This window comes from Pseudomonas sp. MPB23, assembly GCF_046605395.1.
GTDB lineage: Bacteria > Pseudomonadota > Gammaproteobacteria > Pseudomonadales > Pseudomonadaceae > Aquipseudomonas.
In genome coordinates this window covers 1,985,394-2,002,582 of sequence record NZ_CP176771.1, presented here as the reverse complement: position 1 = coordinate 2,002,582, position 17,189 = coordinate 1,985,394, and the positions used below count along the sequence as shown (strand labels likewise).

17 protein-coding genes are annotated in these 17,189 nt (G+C 62.0%); 11 read left to right on the top strand and 6 right to left on the bottom strand.

Features of this window, described 5'->3' with window-relative positions; translation table 11 throughout:
• Nucleotides 1-160: 160 nt before the first annotated feature.
• The gene (locus ACLH0J_RS09345; protein WP_411391738.1) at nucleotides 161-1,213 is read right to left on the bottom strand and encodes a flagellin; all 1,053 of its coding nucleotides are present in this window, start codon (nucleotides 1,211-1,213) and stop codon (nucleotides 161-163) included.
• A gap of 242 nt (nucleotides 1,214-1,455) precedes the next feature.
• Between ACLH0J_RS09345 and ACLH0J_RS09340 the strand changes: the two genes are divergently transcribed.
• The 3 genes from ACLH0J_RS09340 to ACLH0J_RS09330 all read left to right on the top strand — a co-directional run bounded on the left by ACLH0J_RS09340 (nucleotide 1,456) and on the right by ACLH0J_RS09330 (nucleotide 3,479).
• Nucleotides 1,456-2,280 carry a motility protein A gene (locus tag ACLH0J_RS09340; RefSeq protein WP_411391737.1) on the top strand — a complete coding sequence of 275 codons (825 nt, stop codon included), beginning with the start codon at nucleotides 1,456-1,458 and terminating at the stop codon, nucleotides 2,278-2,280.
• On the top strand, nucleotides 2,277-3,065 hold the full coding sequence (locus ACLH0J_RS09335) for an OmpA family protein (protein ID WP_411391736.1): 789 nt from the start codon (nucleotides 2,277-2,279) through the stop codon (nucleotides 3,063-3,065). The genes ACLH0J_RS09340 and ACLH0J_RS09335 overlap by 4 nt, the downstream gene beginning before the upstream one ends.
• A gap of 84 nt (nucleotides 3,066-3,149) precedes the next feature.
• On the top strand, nucleotides 3,150-3,479 hold the full coding sequence (locus ACLH0J_RS09330; protein ID WP_411391735.1) for a hypothetical protein: 330 nt from the start codon (nucleotides 3,150-3,152) through the stop codon (nucleotides 3,477-3,479).
• A 30-nt stretch (nucleotides 3,480-3,509) separates the two neighbouring features.
• Here ACLH0J_RS09330 and ACLH0J_RS09325 read toward each other — a convergent pair whose 3' ends face one another.
• The 3 genes from ACLH0J_RS09325 to ACLH0J_RS09315 all read right to left on the bottom strand — a co-directional run bounded on the left by ACLH0J_RS09325 (nucleotide 3,510) and on the right by ACLH0J_RS09315 (nucleotide 5,442).
• Entirely contained in the window at nucleotides 3,510-4,145 is a 636-nt protein-coding gene (locus tag ACLH0J_RS09325) for a LysE family translocator (RefSeq protein ID WP_411391734.1), read from the bottom strand.
• A gap of 239 nt (nucleotides 4,146-4,384) precedes the next feature.
• Entirely contained in the window at nucleotides 4,385-4,957 is a 573-nt protein-coding gene (locus tag ACLH0J_RS09320; RefSeq protein WP_411391733.1) for a hypothetical protein, read from the bottom strand.
• Nucleotides 4,958-5,067: 110 nt separating this feature from the next.
• Nucleotides 5,068-5,442 carry a c-type cytochrome gene (locus ACLH0J_RS09315; protein WP_411391732.1) on the bottom strand — a complete coding sequence of 125 codons (375 nt, stop codon included), beginning with the start codon at nucleotides 5,440-5,442 and terminating at the stop codon, nucleotides 5,068-5,070.
• Nucleotides 5,443-5,611: 169 nt separating this feature from the next.
• On the opposite strand from ACLH0J_RS09315, the gene ACLH0J_RS09310 reads away from it, so the two are divergent.
• From ACLH0J_RS09310 to ACLH0J_RS09275, 8 genes are all read left to right on the top strand, one after another.
• Entirely contained in the window at nucleotides 5,612-5,992 is a 381-nt protein-coding gene (locus tag ACLH0J_RS09310; protein WP_411391731.1) for a response regulator, read from the top strand.
• 193 nt (nucleotides 5,993-6,185) lie between these two features.
• Nucleotides 6,186-6,800, top strand: a complete 615-nt coding sequence (locus ACLH0J_RS09305; RefSeq protein WP_411391730.1) for a biliverdin-producing heme oxygenase — start codon at nucleotides 6,186-6,188, stop codon at nucleotides 6,798-6,800.
• On the top strand, nucleotides 6,797-9,040 hold the full coding sequence (locus ACLH0J_RS09300; protein ID WP_411391729.1) for an ATP-binding protein: 2,244 nt from the start codon (nucleotides 6,797-6,799) through the stop codon (nucleotides 9,038-9,040). The genes ACLH0J_RS09305 and ACLH0J_RS09300 overlap by 4 nt, the downstream gene beginning before the upstream one ends.
• A 283-nt stretch (nucleotides 9,041-9,323) precedes the next feature.
• The gene (locus ACLH0J_RS09295; protein WP_411391728.1) at nucleotides 9,324-9,527 is read left to right on the top strand and encodes a hypothetical protein; all 204 of its coding nucleotides are present in this window, start codon (nucleotides 9,324-9,326) and stop codon (nucleotides 9,525-9,527) included.
• 113 nt (nucleotides 9,528-9,640) lie between these two features.
• Nucleotides 9,641-11,539: an alkaline phosphatase D family protein gene (locus tag ACLH0J_RS09290; RefSeq protein ID WP_411391727.1), complete on the top strand. Its 1,899-nt coding sequence runs from the start codon at nucleotides 9,641-9,643 to the stop codon at nucleotides 11,537-11,539.
• Between the two features lie 139 nt (nucleotides 11,540-11,678).
• Nucleotides 11,679-12,692, top strand: coding sequence for a diguanylate cyclase domain-containing protein (locus ACLH0J_RS09285; RefSeq protein WP_411391726.1), 1,014 nt, complete (start codon nucleotides 11,679-11,681; stop codon nucleotides 12,690-12,692).
• Between the two features lie 139 nt (nucleotides 12,693-12,831).
• Nucleotides 12,832-14,085, top strand: a complete 1,254-nt coding sequence (locus ACLH0J_RS09280) for an aspartate aminotransferase family protein (protein ID WP_411391725.1) — start codon at nucleotides 12,832-12,834, stop codon at nucleotides 14,083-14,085.
• Between the two features lie 118 nt (nucleotides 14,086-14,203).
• The gene (locus ACLH0J_RS09275) at nucleotides 14,204-14,911 is read left to right on the top strand and encodes a hypothetical protein (RefSeq protein WP_411391724.1); all 708 of its coding nucleotides are present in this window, start codon (nucleotides 14,204-14,206) and stop codon (nucleotides 14,909-14,911) included.
• Nucleotides 14,912-15,057: 146 nt separating this feature from the next.
• Here the strand turns inward: ACLH0J_RS09275 and ACLH0J_RS09270 are convergent, their stop codons facing one another.
• Together ACLH0J_RS09270 and cyoE are read right to left on the bottom strand one after the other, a co-directional pair.
• On the bottom strand, nucleotides 15,058-16,149 hold the full coding sequence (locus ACLH0J_RS09270; protein WP_411391723.1) for a pyridoxal phosphate-dependent aminotransferase: 1,092 nt from the start codon (nucleotides 16,147-16,149) through the stop codon (nucleotides 15,058-15,060).
• Nucleotides 16,150-16,294: 145 nt separating this feature from the next.
• Entirely contained in the window at nucleotides 16,295-17,182 is an 888-nt protein-coding gene (gene cyoE, locus ACLH0J_RS09265) for a heme o synthase (protein ID WP_411391722.1), read from the bottom strand.
• Between the last annotated feature and the right edge of the window lie 7 nt (nucleotides 17,183-17,189).

Genomic DNA, 17,189 nt, shown 5'->3' with positions numbered 1-17,189 from the left:
TTGTGAAAAAAGAGTCTGCGCGAAATGCTATCGCGCGCGCCTTCCTGCCAAAGCCCGGATAAACCCCTCTCAACGCCACGATTACCAAGGATTGTGTGGCGAACACACGCAAAAAAAGGGGCGCAGCATGCGCTGGCCCCTTCGTACCGCGAAGTCGCGATTATTGCAGCAGCGACAGCATTTGCTGCGGCATGGAGTTGGCCTGGGCCAATACCGACGTACCGGCCTGTTGCAGGATCTGGGCGCTGGTCATGGCCGACACTTCCGTGGCGTAGTCAACGTCCTGGATCCCCGAACGCGCGGAGGTGAGGTTGGTGGTGGTCGTTGAAATGTTGGTGATTGCCGAGTCGAACCGGTTTTGCACCGCACCCAGGTCCGAACGCATCGAGTCCACCGTGTTCAGGGCGTTGTCGAGGGTGGTCAGGGTGGTGGTGGACTTCTTGGTCACCTCGTTGTCGGTGTCGATGCTGATGCTCGCCGAGGTCGTGGTGCCGCTAGTGGTCAGGGTCACTTCGGCGGCGTAGGTCTTGCCGCCTACGGTCAGGAAGTAGTCGCCGTCGGCGTCGGTGGACAGCGTGCCGCCGCTGACGGTGGTGCCGGACTTGTCGACATAGCTGGTGTTGGTCGAGGTGATCGCGGTGCCCGAGGAGTCCGACAGGGTGCTGGCGGTCAGGGTGGTGTCGTAGCCGTTCACGTTGAAGCTGCTCAGGCCCAGGGTCTTGGAGTTGATTTCGCTGAGCTTGATGTCGATGGTTTCGCCATCGTTGGCGCCGACCTGGATGGTGATGGTCTGGTCTTTGGACAGCACGTCCACGCCGTTGAACGCGGTTTGCGAGGAGATACGGTCGATCTCGTCCAGACGCTGGGTGATTTCGTCCTGGATCGACTGCAAGTCGGACTGGGAGTTGGTGCCGTTGGATGCTTGCACCGACAGCTCACGGATACGCTGCAGGTTGTCGTTCACCTGGTCCAGCGCGCCCTCGGTGGTCTGCGCCAGGGAGATACCGTCGCTGGCGTTGCTGCTCGCTTGTTCCAGACCGGTGATCTGCGAGGTCATGCGGTTGGCGATCGCCTGGCCGGCGGCGTCGTCGGATGCACTGTTGATTTTCAGGCCGGACGACAGGCGTTCGATCGAGGTGCTCAGGCTGTTCTCCGAGGAGTTCAGGTTTTGTTGAGCGATCATGGACGTGATGTTGGTATTGATAACTGACATGGTGCAGTTCCTTTTCGTGGGTAAGCCGCTTGGACAGATCAGAGGCCCGGCGTTGATGCCCTCAGCGCCGTTGCCGTACAGACAAAGCGAACATCGGCGATCGAATCGACCGTCTTTAGGCAGCCCCTGAAAAAATTTGCGCAGCCGTCCGATTTCGCCACCCAAAGTGCCTGTATTAGCCGATTTGAATCAGCACCCACCGCGTTATAAAGCCTGCCTTGGCCCACAAACAGGAGTGCTGCATGAACCCCTCAACCCTGATCGGCATGCTTGCCAGCCTGCTACTGCTGACGGTGCTGCTGATGTTCAGCGCGCAACAACCCGGCTTGTTCATTGACCTGCCGGCGCTGGGCATTGTGGTGGTCGGCACCTTTGCCGCGACCTTCATCAGCTACCCGCTGCGCGAAGTGCTGCGCATCTTCAGCCTGATCAAGACGGTGGTGTGCCACGAACGCGAATACGCCCAGGAAGACATCGACGAACTGGTCAGCCTGTCGCGCCTGTGGCTCGACGGCGACCTGCGCGCGGTGGAAGACGCACTCGACCGGGTGAAGAACCCGTTCCTGCGTTCCGGCGTCCAACTGGTGATCGACAAGACCCCGCTGGATGACATCCTCGACCTGCTGCAATGGCGCATCGCGCGGCTGCGCGCCAAGGAGCATGCCGAGGCCCAGCTGTTCCGCGTGATGGCCAGCTACGCTCCGGCGTTCGGCATGCTCGGTACGCTGGTGGGGCTGGTGAACCTGATGTTCGTGCTCGGCGACGGCGACATGGTGACCATCGGCCGGCAAATGGCCGTGGGCCTGATGACCACCCTCTACGGCGTGTTACTCGCCAACCTGCTGTGCAAACCGGTGGCGGTGAAACTGGAACGCCGCACCGAACAGCGCGTGGTGGTGATGAACATGGTGCTGCAAGGCGTGGCAATGATGGCCAACAAACGCAGCCCCGGGCTGATGCGCGAAACGCTGAAATCCTTCGTCGCCCACTACCAGAACGACCTGCGCGACGAACCCGTGCGCCCCGCCCGCGCGCTGATCCCGCTCAAGTGGAAAGCCCGCGCATGAGGGCCAGCACGCGTCACCAGGCAGTGGCGATCGCCAGCGGCCTGCCGCCCGTTGAAGATGCGAACGGCGAGACCTGGATGATGACCTACCTGGACATGATGACCCTGCTGCTGGTGGTGACCATGGCCATGCTCGCGCTGGCCGGCAAAGCCCATGAGCGCACGCGTCAGAGTGCCGACCTGCGGGTGCCGCCGGTCTTTACCGCCAAAAGCCTCACCTCGCTGCAACCGCCGGGCGCACTGCTGCGCGTGCCCCAGGCGCCCGAACCGGTCGCGGCAGCCGAGCCTGTCGTTGAACACGAGCCGGTCATCGCGCCCGAACCGGTCGCCACTGTTGAGCCCGCGCCGCCCAAGCCCAGCACACAAGACCTGCTCAACGAACTGCCGCTGGACAAGCTCGGCAAGGACATCGAAGTGGTCACCAACGACAGCAGCGTGAGCTTTCGGATCAGCAGCGAAATACTGTTCCCCTCCGGCCAGTCCGACCTCAACCTCGGCGGCCTCGCCGTGTTGCAGCACCTGATCCCGGTCCTCGACAGCGTGCCGCACAAAGTCATCGTCGCCGGCCACACCGACACCCAAGACATGCGCAGCGCACGCTTCCCCTCCAACTGGGAACTCTCCAGCGCCCGCGCCGGCAGCGTGGTGCGCTACCTGCAAAGCAACGGCATCCAGCCCACCCGCCTCGCCGCCATCGGCTACGCCGACACCCGGCCGCTGTCCGACAACACCACCGCCGAAGGCCGCGCCCGCAACCGCCGCGTGGAACTGATCCTGGAGCGCTGACACACGGGTCTTTTTTTTCCGCCACAGAACAGTGATCATCGCCCTCCCCCCCACTTGCCCCAAAAACGCCGAGGAACCGAGACCATGGAATTGACGCTGGAAGCGGTTGCGCTCTTCGCACTCAAACTGGTGCACGAGACCGACGGCGGCAGCCCGCTTCTGCGCGACGACCTGGTGATGGATGGGTACGAGCGCGAGGTGTTTGGGTTATTGGTGCGGCAGGGGGATCTGGCGCGGATTCAACTCAAGATCGACGAATGCGTGACCCAGGCGCTGGAGGCCGTGGGCGGTGCCGACACGGTACTCGGCCGCGAATTGCGACGGCTGGCGACCGACGTGCAAAACGCCCCGCAACTCGACGCCCTGCCCGCACCGCTGACCACCCTCAAGGATTACTTGAAAGACATCCAGTGATTCAGTTACCCGCAGGCGCAAACCGCCCCCTTACCGCCGTCCTTCAACCAGCATGCGCACGGCCAAACCCATCAGCACCGTGCCCATCAGCCAGCGCTGCACCACCTGCCAACCGGGCCGGGTGACAAAAAACACCGCGATGGAACCCGCCATAAGGGCAATCACCGCGTTGACGCTCACGCTGATGACAATCTGCGTAAAACCCAGCAGCAACGATTGCGTCAGCACACTGCCGTGGCCATTCGGGTCGATGAATTGGGGCAGCAACGACAGGTACATCACCGCCACTTTGGGGTTCAGCAGGTTGGTCACAAAACCCATCATGAACAGCTTGCGCGGGCTGTCCTGGGGCAAGTCCCGGACCTGAAAGGGCGAGCGTCCACCCGGCTTGATCGCCTGCCAGGCCAGGTAGACCAGATACACCGCACCGCCGAGCCGCAGCGCGTCGTACGCGAAGGGAACAGCCATCACCAACGCGGTGATACCCAAGGCCGCGCACAGCATGTACACGACAAACCCCAACGCAACGCCGCCGAGGGAAATCATACCGGCCATGGGCCCCTGGCAAATCGAGCGGGAAATGAGGTAAATCATGTTCGGCCCGGGCGTCAGCACCATGCCCAGTGAGATCAGGCCGTAGGCAAGCCAGTTGGACAATTCGGGCATGGTGCCGCTCCAGGATAAGGGGTTGGGCGCCATGGTAGGGCGTCCGACCGGAGGGCGTTAGAGACAGATCCGCGAGTAAAACGTCATACACCGGTGTAGGCATACGCCTGTCCCATGTTAATGAGACACATGCGGTAAGCGCTGGAAGCACCAGACCTATAAGTCCTTCCAAGCGCAGAACCCGCATTCGGTCGTCGAGCCTCTCAGACGCACGCACAGCGCGATGATAAGGCCTGTGCTCAGCCCGCCTTCACCTCGCCCCCCTGCCCACCAATCAACACCCGATTCGCCGGATCGGTAATATCAAACACCTGCTGCACACACGCCGCAGGGTCAAGCTTGAACTGGAACTCCACCAGGTACACCTTCGCCTTTTCCGGGCTGAACGTGCTCATCACCGGCCCGCAGCTGTAATAACCGCCGTTGCCGTGGTTGCTCGCCGAGCTGGCCACGGTGAGTTTCTTGCCGGGATCGGCCTGGATTTCCAATTGCGGAAAACGCTTGAAGCCGGCACTGGCGACGGTCTGGTTGAGTTTGGCGATCCAGTTGAAAACGCGGCCTTCGCCGGTGTCCATCACGGTGCCCAGGGTTTCCATGCGCTGATCGGCGTCACCTTCGCGGCGTATCGAGAATTCCACGGGCGCGGTGCCGCCGTAGGCTTTCATCACCACTTTGGCGTGTTCGGCGTCCACGGCCACGGTTTTCTGGCGCAGTTGGACGCCGTCCTTGAGCAGGCTGGGAGAGGAGTCACGTTGGTTGGATTGGCAGGCGCAGAGGGCCAGGGCGAGGGAAAGCAGCGCGATTCGTTTCACGGGGGAGATGTCCTTATCGGGAGGTTGGGAGCAACCACTGGCCCCAAGATTAAACGGAATGTTCCACAGCGCAAGCGTATCGACACATCCCCGTGGGCGTGCACGAGGACTTACTGGGGCTGGAACGTCTCAAGGTACGCCAGGATATTGTCAATCTTCTCCGGGTCGCTGATGCCCCAGAAGATCATGCGCGTGCCACTCACCACTTTCTTCGGCGCCTCGATATAGGCGGCGAGTTTGTCCCGGGTCCAGACCACGCCGGAGTTTTTCATCGCATCGGAATACTGATAGTCGGCGGAGGTGCCGGCGGGGCGACCGACGATGCCGTTGAGTTCCGGGCCAAAGCCGCCGCGCGCGCCTTCGCCGATGCTGTGGCAACCGCCGCAGGTCTTGGTGAAGAGTTTGCCACCCGCCTCGGCATCGCCGGCCGCGTGGGCCAAGCCCAGGTTGAGCATCAAGGCAAGGGTGAGCAAGGCGTACTTCATAGCGACTCCACATCGGGCAACGGTGGCCGATTATGCCTGCATCAGCGCCAGCGTGCTGCGCCAGGCAACCGCTCTAGAACGACCACCCATCGCTCAGGACAGATCCGATCGAACCTAATCAGGCCCACTCCACTCCACCTTACTAACCCCTGATGGTGGAGTAAGGATCATGGCTCAGCCATCGATTTTGGTATTGGAAGACGACGAGATCATTCGATCGTTGATGGTGGATGTACTGGAGGATTTCGGCGCAATCGTGACGTCTTTCCCTTCGGCGGATGAAGGCATGATTTACCTGGAGCGTGCGGACGATCCGGTGGACCTGATTGTCAGCGATATCCAGATGCCGGGGTTGCTCAACGGTTATGACTTGAGCCGGGTGGTGGCGCACCGTTGGCCGTCGGTACCGGTGTTGCTGACCTCAGGCAATACCATGATGGCGGCCGGACTGGGCGGTTCGGTGCGCTTCCTGCCCAAGCCATGGAGCACCGAACTTCTGCTGGAGTGCGTGCAAACGGCGCTGACACAGCAGAGTTCCGTGATGCATTGATAGCCTCGCAATATCACTTTGCGCGAACTTCAGCGCCGGCTGCGCAGTCATTAGGGATGCCTGATAGGAAATTTCTGATCCGCTGGTCAGCACATTCGCGTTGTGCATTCAGGTAGCGCAACGGTTGTGTAGAATCACCGCCCTTTTTCATGCGTCATCCATGGCCGAGAGGCCCACAGTTCGAGCTTATTGAATGCATTCACAGGCCCATGACGTCAGTGCGCCCTCCTTGCTTGACGCGCTGCGCACCGGCACAGGCCTGCTGCATGTCGCGCTCGAAAAGCGTCTGCCGTTTTTCTCCGAAAGCCTGGATGCCGACGGATACCGGCGCTTGCTCCAGGCCTACTACGGGTTTTATCGCCCGATGGAAGCCGCGTTGTATGGCTGTGGCCTCATTCCTGAAGGCTTCGACCAGACCTTGCGTACGAAAACGCCAACGCTGGTGCGTGATCTTCACGCCCTCGGCCTGAGCGATGCCGCCATCGACGCCTTGCCGCGCTGTGCCCACCTGCCCTCGTTCGACACCCCTGCCGCGTGCCTCGGTGCACTGTATGTGCTCGAAGGCGCGACCCTGGGTGGCCAGGTATTGCGGCGGGAAATGGCCCTGCGCCTGAATCTGCACGCCGACAACGGCGGGGCGTTTCTCAATGTGTACGGTGCCGAGACCGGTCGGCGCTGGAAAGACTTTCTCGACTACCTGAACCGCCAGCCGCTGGACGACAGTGCCACGCAGCACGCGGTAATGGCGGCACGCTCGACATTCAGCGGCTTTGAGCAATGGCTCGACAGCCAGGAGGTACTGCTATGAAACCCGACGATTTTGAGACGCTGCTTGCCAACTGCGCCGACGAACCCATTCGCTTTCCCGGCGCGATCCAGCCACATGGCGTGCTGTTGACGTTGTCGGAGCCGGACCTGCATATCCGCCAGGTCAGCGCCAATGTCGCCGCCCTGTTCAACAACACCCCCGAATCGCTGCTGGGCCAGCCGCTGCACACGCTGATCGGCGCCGAGCACGCCCAGGCCGTGCAGGCGATTGCCGAGGGCAATAGGTTTTTCGAGGCGGCGCCCCTGCACGTCACCCTTAACGGCCGGGATTTCGAAGGCCTGCTGCATCGCCATCAACAGGTGTTGGTGCTGGAATTCGAACCACGCCTCAAAGACTTCCAGCCGCGAGCGTTGAAGGGGCACACCCGTGACCTGGGCAAAATGCTGCAACGCCTGCAGGCAGCGAAAACCCTGCAAGCGCTGTACGAAATCAGCGTGACGGAAATCCAGGCCATGACCGGCTACGACCGCGTGCTGATCTATCGCTTTGAAGATGAAGGTCACGGCCAGGTGATTGCCGAAGCGTCGTCGCCGGCCATGGAACGCTTCAACGGGTTGTTCTTCCCCGCGTCCGACATCCCTGAGCAAGCCCGCGAGCTGTATCGCACCAACTGGCTGCGCATCATCCCGAACGCGGCCTATGAGCCGGTGCCGCTGGTGCCCAGATTGCGCCCGGACACCGGCCAGCCCCTCGACCTGAGCTTCGCCACCCTGCGCAGCGTGTCGCCGATTCACTGCCAGTACATGCAGAACATGGGCGTGTTGTCGTCCATGAGCATCTCGCTGATGAAGGGCGACACACTCTGGGGCCTGATCAGTTGCGGCAACCGCGAGCCGCTGATGGTGCCCCATGACCTGCGCGTCGCCTGCCAGACCATCGGCCAGGTGCTGTCGTTGCAGATCAGCGCCATGGAGGCCCTGGACCTGAGCCATCAGCGCGAAGAAAAAGTCGAAACCCTGGCACAACTTGAGCAGGCGATGAAGGCCTCTGAACACAACGTGTTCGATGGCCTGGCCCAACAACCGCGATTACTGATGGACCTGACCTTGTCCGGCGGCGTGGCGATCATCGAAGACAAACAATTGCACCGCTACGGCAACTGCCCGGAGCCGGCGCAGATCCGCGCATTGCACAAATGGCTGCAAGACAGTGGCGAGTCGGTGTTTTCCAGTCATCACCTGGCCTCGGTCTACCCGCCGGGCGCCGAGTTTCAACAGGTAGCCAGCGGCGTCCTGGCCATGAGCCTGCCAAAGCCCGTGGACAACGGCGTGCTGTGGTTTCGTCCGGAGGTGAAAGAGAACATCCACTGGAGCGGCGACCCGAAAAAGCCCCTGGCCCTGGAAAACTCCGACGCGGGCCTGCGCCTTCGCCCACGCACATCGTTTGAAATCTGGAAAGTGGAAATGGCCGGCATCGCCACAAAGTGGAGCCACGGCGACAGCTTCGCCGCCAACGACCTGCGCCGCTCGGCCCTGGAAAACGACCTGGCCCGCCAGGTGCTGCGCGAGCAACAAGCCGTGCGCGCCCGCGATGAGTTGGTGGCGGTGGTGTCCCACGACCTGCGTAACCCGATGACGGTGATTTCCATGCTGTGCGGCATGATGCAAAAAGCCTTCAGCTCCGACGGCCCACACACCTCGCGGCGTATTTCCTCGGCCATCGACACCATGCAACAGGCGGCCGGGCGCATGAACGTGCTGCTGGAAGACTTGCTCGACACCTCGAAAATCGAAGCCGGCCGCTACGTGGTCAAGCCCGTGGCGCTGGAGGTGAGCCAGATGTTCGAGGAGGCCTATTCCCTGCTGGCACCGCTGGCGATGGAGAAAGGCATCGACCTGTCGTTCAATGCCGAGCCCGGCCTGCAGATCAATGGCGACCCGGAGCGTTTGTTCCAGGTGCTGTCGAACCTGATCGGCAATGCCATCAAGTTCACCCCGCGCCAGGGCAACATCGGGATCAGCGCCATGAGCAACGGCGAGGAGATCGTGTTTTCGGTACGCGACTCCGGCGAAGGCATTGCCCCGGAGCAGTTGCCCCACGTGTTTGACCGCTACTGGACCCAGACCGAAAACAACCCCACGGGCAGCGGCCTGGGACTGTATATCACCCAAGGCATCGTGCAGGCCCATGGCGGCAAGATCGTTGCTGAAAGTGAACTGGGGCGTGGCAGTGAATTCCGTTTTACGGTGCCGAAAGTCACGGAAAATTCGCACACCTGAAGCACTGAGCCGGTGAGCCGCAACACCTTGCAAGCAGCCGGATGACTCCAGCGCTTTGCGCATCCGGCTCGCGCCAAACCGAGCCGCGTTGACGCTGGAAGGCACGACCGGCGCGGCGCGGCCCGTTATACCGAAAACGGTGACGAGGCCGCTTGAGAGGTGAATCGCGTCCTCTTGTCATAATTTGCCCAGAGGTGTTTATAGCTCGCCGCTCTCGCCTCTTTGTAGGTTTGGCTGCGCTTCACATCCACGTGAGGCGTACGACTCAAAGAGGAATCTTTCCATGATCAATGCCATCCATCACACGCCGGTGCCGTTTCCATCCACCGCCATCCAGCAGGATGACGCCACCCACTCCCGCAAAAAACGCAGCATCGACCCGACGCCTGCGCAACCGTCCACCGTCGAGTTCGGCGGCCCGGCGGCGAATGACCGGCACCGCAATACCGGCGGGCTGGACAGCCTGGGCGGCGGTCGCCTGCTCTAACCCATGATGCGAAGGGCTGTGCACGGCCCTTCGCATTTTCATGGGCCTTAACAAAACACTGACATTCACTGCGCTAGAGTTTTCGGTTTGATCCCCCCGGAGCCCTTTCCTGCATGCCACACCCCGACACACTGCCCGCCGTCCTTGCCGGCCCGCTGCTACGCCGCCTGGAACCCCGGCGCCTGGTGTTGTGGCTGGTGGGCAGCCGCGAACTGACGTTGACCCTCAGGCTGCAGTTCGCCGAACAGTCCCTGGCGATAGCGCTGGACCAGGGCCAGTGCACCGTGGTGCCGGTAGGCCGCGAGGCTTTTATCCATCTGATCGACGTCCCGCTGGACGACGCCCTGCCCCAGGACGCGGTGATCGACTATGACCTGCTGGTCGACGAAAGCCCCATCGCCGAGTGGGCGCCGCACCTGCTGTATGGCAACGCCCAACGCCCCAGTTTTGTGCTGCACCGGCGCATTAATCAATTGGTGCACGGCTCCTGCCGCAAACCGCACCACCCTGCCGCCGATGGCCTGCTGTGCGTCGACCGCCTGCTGGCCGATGCCACCCTGGCCGAGCAACGCCCGGCCCTGCTGATGATGAGCGGCGACCAGGTGTATGCCGACGATGTCGCCGGCCCCATGTTACGGGCGATCCATGCGCTGATCGCGCGTCTGGGCCTGTTCGATGAATACCTGGAAGGCGCCGTAGTGGACGACAGCGCCAGCCTCTACGGGCATCGCGCCAGCTACTACCATCGCGCCGATCTGCTGCCGGCGCTGGACAGCAACCAGACCCTGCGCGAGCGTTTTTTTGGCGGCGTGAAAAAACCGATCTTCACCAGCAGCACTGCCGACAATCACCTGGTCACCTTTGCCGAAGTCATCGCGATGTACCTGCTGGTGTGGTCGCCCACGCCCTGGGGGCTGATCACGCCGCAGCCACCCGTCTTGAGCGCCGAAGAACGGCAGCGCTATGCCCAGGAACAGGTACAGATCGATCGGTTCCGCGATGGCCTGCCGGGCGTCGCGCGGGTATTGGCCCACCTGTCCACCTTGATGATCTTTGACGATCACGACATCACCGATGACTGGAACCTCAGCGCCCAATGGGAACAGACCGCCTACGGCCATCCCTTCTCCAAGCGCATCATCGGCAACGCCTTGCTGGCTTATCTGCTGTGCCAGGGCTGGGGGAACCAGCCGGATGTCTTTGGCGAACTGCTGAGCCAGACCCAGGCGCTGAGCACCCGGGTCCAGGCCAATCATCTGGAGGCCAGCGCGCAGGATGAGTTGCTCGAAGCGCTGCTGAAATTCCAGCAGTGGCATTACGTGCTGCCCACCACGCCCGCCCTGGTGGTGCTCGACACCCGCACCCGCCGCTGGCGCAGTGAGTTCACCCTCAAGCAACCCTCGGGCCTGCTGGACTGGGAAGCCTTGAGCGAACTGCAGCAGGCCCTGTTGGATCACCCCTCGGCCATCATCGTCTCGCCGGCGCCGGTGTTTGGCGTCAAGCTGATCGAGACGGTGCAAAAGGTGTTCAGTTGGTGCGGCTATCCATTGCTGGTGGACGCGGAAAACTGGATGGCCCATCGCGGCGCCGCCCAGGTGATCCTCAACATCTTCCGTCACTCGCGCACGCCGGGGAACTACGTGATCCTGTCGGGCGACGTGCACTACTCGTTCGTCTACGAAGTGCTGATCCGCCATCGCAACGCCGGGCCACGCATCTGGCAGATCACCAGCAGCGGCATCAAGAACGAATTCCCCCCGCGCCTGCTGGAATGGTTCGACCGCCTCAACCGCTGGCTCTACTCGCCCCGCTCGCCCCTCAATGGCTTCACTCGCCGGCGCACCATGCAGGTGGTGCCGCACATTCCCGAGCATGCCGAAGCGGGTGAACGGTTATGGAATTCGGCGGGAATCGGCCAGGTGTTTTTCAACGAACAAGGCCAGCCGGAAGCGATCTACCAGCACAACGCGGACGGCAGGGTTCGGACGAGGATGGTGGCACCGAAAAAATAGCCTAATGCCACCAACCGGATGCCGTACATCCGCGCTATTTCAACGCGCGCACGGCGGCGTTGTACAGTAGCCCCAGCCGTGGAGTATCGGCTTCACTATTGGCTGGCCTTCGATGCCGGTCCCTGCAAGGAGCACGCAGATGGACGACCTCTCGGGAAACACCCCACTGCACCATGATTTTTCCCACCTCAACGCCGACATGCTGCACACCATCCTGGAGTTGGTCAGCGACGGCATCTGGGATTGGAACGCCAATACCGGGTTCGTCTACCGCAACCCGGGCTGGTACGAAATGCTGGGCTATCCGCGCCACTCCCTGGAGAACAGTGTGTTCACCTGGGAAAGCGTGATCCACCCGGACGATTACCCTCAGGTGATGGCGCTGTTCGATGACTATATCCACCGCCGCGCGCCCCATTACCAAGCCGAATACCGGTGCCGCAAAAAAGATGGCAGCTACCTGTGGGTCGAAGACCGGGGCTACGTGATTGCGCGCAACCCCGACGGTTCGGTGGCGCGAATGGTGGGCGCCCATCGCGATATTCATCTGCGCAAATGCTCCGTCGAGCAATTGGAGCGGCGCAATCAATCCCTTGAAGCACTGGTGGCCGAGCGCACCCGTGAACTGTCGCGGGTCAATCAGCAGTTGCAATTACAGTTGGACGAAAACCGCTCGCTGGCCGAGCGGGACGCCTTGACCCTGGTCGCCAACCGTTACCGCCTGGAACGCGTGCTGCTGGAAGAATGCGACCGCGCCCAGCGCTTTCGCCTGCCGCTGGCACTGATCGCCATGGATATCGATGACTTCAAGCCGATCAACGACCGTTACGGCCACGGCGCGGGGGACCAGACCCTGGTGCGCGTGGTGGAGCGCCTGGAAAGCTGCATCCGCGCCGGTGATCTGCTGGCGCGCTGGGGGGGCGATGAGTTTATGTTGGTCTTGCCCAAAACCTCGCTGCCGGTGGCCAAGGCGTTAGCCGAGCATATCTGCCAGGCGATGAGGGCCCCTCCAGACAAAGACGGTTTCAGCGTCACGCTGAGCCTGGGTGTGGCCGAGCGCCGACCGGACGAGACCGCCGTCGACCTCATGACCCGTGCCGATCAGGCCCTGTATCGCGCCAAGGCGGCGGGCAAGGCACGGGTAGCGGAATAACGCCCCAACGACGAAGGTGACGGCATTGCACATGGGCTCCTTCCGATTTGGAATGACCCGGCGACTTTATTTCGTTTGCCCCAGGGCCCGGCACCCGGCTTAGATAAAAAGACGCCCGCCACTGCCGAGTCCGAGATTCATGAGCCGCGAAACCATCAGCCAGTCGATTTCCATCGTTCACCCCATCAGCCTCAGCCACGGTAAAAACGCCGAGGTCTGGGACACTGCAGGTAAACGCTATATCGACTTTGTCGGCGGCATCGGTGTACTCAACCTCGGCCATTGCCACGCGGCCGTGGTGGCGGCGATTCGTGAACAGGCCACCCAACTGACCCACTACGCCTTCAACGCCGCGCCGCATGTGCCCTACATCAAGCTGATGGAGCGCCTGACAGCCTTTATCCCGGTGGATTACCCGGTCAGCGGCATGCTCACCAACAGCGGCGCGGAAGCCGCGGAAAACGCCTTGAAGATCGTACGAGGCGCCACCGGCCGCACCGCCGTGATCGCGTTTGACGGGGCTTTCCACGGGCGCACCCTGGCCACCTTGAACCTCAATGGCAAGGTCGCGCCCTACAAACAAAAGGTCGGCGTCCTGCCTGGCCCTGTGTATCACCTGCCGTACCCCAGCGCCGATAACGGCGTGACCTGTGCCGAAGCATTGAAGGCCATGGACCGCCTGTTCAGCGTGGAAATCGATGTCAACGATGTCGCCTGTTTCATCCTCGAACCGGTGCAGGGCGAAGGGGGTTTCCTGGCCCTGGATATCGCGTTCGCCCAAGCCCTGCGCCGCTTCTGCGATGAGAAAAACATCCTGCTGATCGCCGATGAAATCCAGTCCGGTTTCGGCCGCACCGGCCAGCGTTTTGCTTTCTCGCGCCTGGGCATCGAGCCCGACCTGATCCTGCTCGGCAAAAGCATCGCTGGCGGTGTGCCGCTGGGTGCGGTGGTCGGGCGCAAGGCGCTGATGGACAACCTGCCCAAAGGTGGCCTGGGCGGCACTTACTCCGGCAACCCCATCGCCTGTGCGGCGGCGCTGGCCACCCTTGAGGTGATGACGGACGAACATTTGCACGCCTGGGGCGCGCAGCAAGAAGACATGATCGTCGGCCGCTATCAACGCTGGCGCGCACAAGGCCTGTCGCCTTATCTGGGCCGCCTCACCGGCGTCGGCGCGATGCGCGGCATCGAACTGGCCAACGCCGACGGCACGCCCGCGCCGCAACAACTGACCCAGTTGCTCAGCCTCGCGCGGGACGCCGGGCTGCTGCTGATGCCCAGCGGTAAGTCGCGGCATATCGTGCGTTTGCTGGCACCGCTGACCATTGAGCCGGCGGTACTGGAGGAAGGCTTGGACATCCTGGAGGCGTGCCTGAGGCAATTGACGCGGTGAGGACTTACCATAGGTCCGTTTTCCTGGCGGGACAGTGTGTTGCCTTGACCTGATCCCCCTCCCCGCCGAAAATGCCCGACGCTTTTTTGTCCTCGTTTACTGAAGTAGTGAAATTTCAATGTCTGATTCCTACAACACCGAAGAATCCGTCGTCGCTTTGCAATCCAAAGCTGAATACGAAAACGCCATCAATCTTTCACAGCATCTGCCCGCGGCCAAGATCATCAGCGAGATGGTGCTGGACGCGTTCCACACCTCCAAGGAAAGCGACCAGATCCGCGAACTGCGCGTCGCCATCCGCCAGGCCCACGATGCCTTCGACGACGACACCGCCTACGACCTGATGGGCCAGCTCAAGCAACTCAAGGACGCCGAGGCGGCCGACAACACGGCCCTGGAAGACCTGAGCAGTAAGTTCTCGATCAGCCGCATCTTGTCCAGCTTCAAGGACGACCCGCAGTTTCAGGAGTTGGTCTACGGCCTGGCGCTGAAGGTGCTGAACCAGTCCCACCAGGCGATCAGCAACCCCAGCGCCGGCAAGAGCAAGGCTTCGCGGGCCAAGAAAGACGCCGAAGTGTTTGTGATCAGCAAAGACGGGATCAGCGTCACCCTGCCACTGCGCACACCGCGCGCCAAACTCAACGTTGATCGCGAGGCGTTCGAGTTCCTGGGCTTCAGCTTTGTGGGTGAAGGCGATGAGGCGGAGCTGGACGTCGAGAGTTTTGTAGATAACGCCGGCACCGAACAGCCGCTGAGCCGCAAGAACGTGATTACCGCGCTGCAACAGCAGACGGCGTTCGAAGGCTACAGCATCGCCCAGCAGTAACCCCGCCCCCCTGTAGGCGCGAGCTCGCTCGCGAAAACCTCGAGAACGCCGCGGGCTACCTGATGCCCCGCGTTATCGTTGACGACTTTCGCGAGCAAGCTCGCTCCTACAGAGGGTACCGGTGTCAGCGATGGCATTGCGCCGTGTTACACACGTTCCACCTGGGCCGCAAATACCTGCCGAAAACGCGCCATCTCCTCTCTGCTCCCCACCGTCACCCGCACCCACTGCGGCCAGCGCTTCCATACCCGGCCGATCTTCACGCCGTGCGCGGCCAGCGTCTCGATGACCCGCTCGGCTGGTTGCTTCACGTCGATCATGAAACAGTTGCTGTGGGACGCCGTGCAGGCAAACCCGCGGGCCTTGAGCCAGGTGACGGTTTCATCGCGCAGTTGGGCATTGAGTGCCTTGCGTTGGCCCAGCAGCTTGCGGTCTTCCAGGCTGGCCAGGCCGCCGAGCAAGGAGGCGCCGGCCGGTACGTTGTCGCCGCCAAACACCGCCAAGCGTTCCAGCAGCGTCGGGTGGCCGATCGCCAGGCCCAGGCGGGCGCCGGCCATGCCGTAGATTTTCGAGAAGGTCCGCAGCACCAGCAGGTCGTCGTGGTCCTTGACCCAGCTCACGACGCTTGGCGCATCGGCAAAGTCGATATAGGCCTCATCCACCACCAGCACGCTGCCCTCCGGTTTGTTCGCCAGGGCCTGGCGAATCGCGTCGGTAGGCGTCAGGGTGCCGGTGGGGTTGTTGGGGTTGCACACATACAGCATGCCCGCCTGGGGATCGGCAGCGAGCATGGCCGGGATGTCATGGGCGTGGTCGGCGTTGAGGTCGACTTCGCGCACCGGCACCTTGCGTGACTCGGCCGCCTGGCGCGGCACTTCGTAGGACGGCGTGGCCATCACCAGGCCACGGGTTTCGCGGGTAAACGCCAGCACCGCGTAGCGCAGGGCTGCCATGGAGCCGGAAAACACCGCCACCCGGTCCTGCTCGATGCCTTGCTGTTGGGCAAACAACGCCGCCAGGGCGTACATGTGCTTGTAGGGATAACGCCCGGCCGTGGCGATGCCGCGTTGCATCGCTTCGCGTGCGGCCGGCGACGGGCCATAGGGGCTTTCGTTGTAGTTGAGCAGCACCGTTTCAGTAACACTCGGTGGCTCGGCGGCCAGCGCCCAATCCAGGCGCCCCAACAACGGCAACGCAGCGCCCAGGGCGAGAAGGGAGCGACGACTAACGCTGACCATGGTGACTACTCCTTGCGGGCGGGTGATGGATTCGCACAGCTCGTACAGAGGGGTATGACGAGAAAAACACGCGCAAATTTAAACCCGCGCCCAAGAAAAAGCCCCGCGTTTCTCTCGAAGGCGGGGCTTTTCAAGGCTGTGACACTCAGGGCGCGTAGGTCAGCAACAGCTCTTTCGGTACTTGGAAATCCAGGGACATCATCACGCTGAGCGCGGTGATGGTGAAGATCGAGAACACGAACAGCTTGCGGGCCCAGACGGTGTCATCCACCGCCTTGTAGCCGGTCCAGGCCATGTACAACCAGTACATGCCCATGGCGGCAGCGACGGCAAGGTAGCTCATGCCGGCGTAGCCACTGAAGGTCAACATCAAGGTCGCCACGAGGAAGGCCAGGATGTACAGCAGGATGTGTTTCTTGGCCACCTGGATGCCACGCTTGACCGGCAGAACCGGAATCGACGCAGCCAGGTAGTCGTTGAAGCGGAAGATCGCGATGGCGTAAGAATGCGGCATCTGCCACAGGCTGAACATCACCAGCAACGTCAGCGCGGCCATGTCGAAGCTATTGGTTACAGCCACATAACCAATGACCGGCGGCATCGCCCCCGACAGACTGCCCACCAGCGTGCCGTGTACCGACTTGCGCTTGAGGTAGAGGCTGTAGAGGCCGACGTAGATGACAAAGCCGATCACGGCAAACAGCGCCGCCAACGGATTGGCCACCTTGTACAACAACGCCACACCGGCAACACCCAGGACGGTCGCGAACAGCAGTGCCAGCTTCAGGGAGATAAGGCCCTGGACCAGCACGCGATTCTTGGTGCGCTCCATCTTGATATCAATGTCGCGGTCGATGCAGTTGTTGAAGACACAACCGGAAGCAACCACCAGGGACGTACCGATCATCGCGGCCAGGAAGATGGCCAGATCGACATGTCCCTTGGAGGCCAGGAAGAAACCGCCCGCCACAGAAAGCACGTTACCGAAAATGATCCCCGGTTTGGTGATTTGGATAAAGTGCTTAAGCGACATCGGGTCT

Bases quoted from the DNA above. Each gene is read 5' to 3' on its own strand.
- ACLH0J_RS09345 (WP_411391738.1), bottom strand. From the start codon at position 1,213: ATGTCAGTTATCAATACCAACATCACGTCCATGATCGCTCAACAAAAC.
- ACLH0J_RS09340 (WP_411391737.1), top strand. From the start codon at position 1,456: ATGAACCCCTCAACCCTGATCGGCATGCTTGCCAGCCTGCTACTGCTG.
- ACLH0J_RS09335 (WP_411391736.1), top strand. From the start codon at position 2,277: ATGAGGGCCAGCACGCGTCACCAGGCAGTGGCGATCGCCAGCGGCCTG.
- ACLH0J_RS09330 (WP_411391735.1), top strand. From the start codon at position 3,150: ATGGAATTGACGCTGGAAGCGGTTGCGCTCTTCGCACTCAAACTGGTG.
- ACLH0J_RS09325 (WP_411391734.1), bottom strand. From the start codon at position 4,145: ATGCCCGAATTGTCCAACTGGCTTGCCTACGGCCTGATCTCACTGGGC.
- ACLH0J_RS09315 (WP_411391732.1), bottom strand. From the start codon at position 5,442: ATGAAGTACGCCTTGCTCACCCTTGCCTTGATGCTCAACCTGGGCTTG.
- ACLH0J_RS09310 (WP_411391731.1), top strand. From the start codon at position 5,612: ATGGCTCAGCCATCGATTTTGGTATTGGAAGACGACGAGATCATTCGA.
- ACLH0J_RS09305 (WP_411391730.1), top strand. From the start codon at position 6,186: ATGCATTCACAGGCCCATGACGTCAGTGCGCCCTCCTTGCTTGACGCG.
- ACLH0J_RS09300 (WP_411391729.1), top strand. From the start codon at position 6,797: ATGAAACCCGACGATTTTGAGACGCTGCTTGCCAACTGCGCCGACGAA.
- ACLH0J_RS09295 (WP_411391728.1), top strand. From the start codon at position 9,324: ATGATCAATGCCATCCATCACACGCCGGTGCCGTTTCCATCCACCGCC.
- ACLH0J_RS09290 (WP_411391727.1), top strand. From the start codon at position 9,641: ATGCCACACCCCGACACACTGCCCGCCGTCCTTGCCGGCCCGCTGCTA.
- ACLH0J_RS09285 (WP_411391726.1), top strand. From the start codon at position 11,679: ATGGACGACCTCTCGGGAAACACCCCACTGCACCATGATTTTTCCCAC.
- ACLH0J_RS09280 (WP_411391725.1), top strand. From the start codon at position 12,832: ATGAGCCGCGAAACCATCAGCCAGTCGATTTCCATCGTTCACCCCATC.
- ACLH0J_RS09275 (WP_411391724.1), top strand. From the start codon at position 14,204: ATGTCTGATTCCTACAACACCGAAGAATCCGTCGTCGCTTTGCAATCC.
- ACLH0J_RS09270 (WP_411391723.1), bottom strand. From the start codon at position 16,149: ATGGTCAGCGTTAGTCGTCGCTCCCTTCTCGCCCTGGGCGCTGCGTTG.
- cyoE (WP_411391722.1), bottom strand. From the start codon at position 17,182: ATGTCGCTTAAGCACTTTATCCAAATCACCAAACCGGGGATCATTTTC.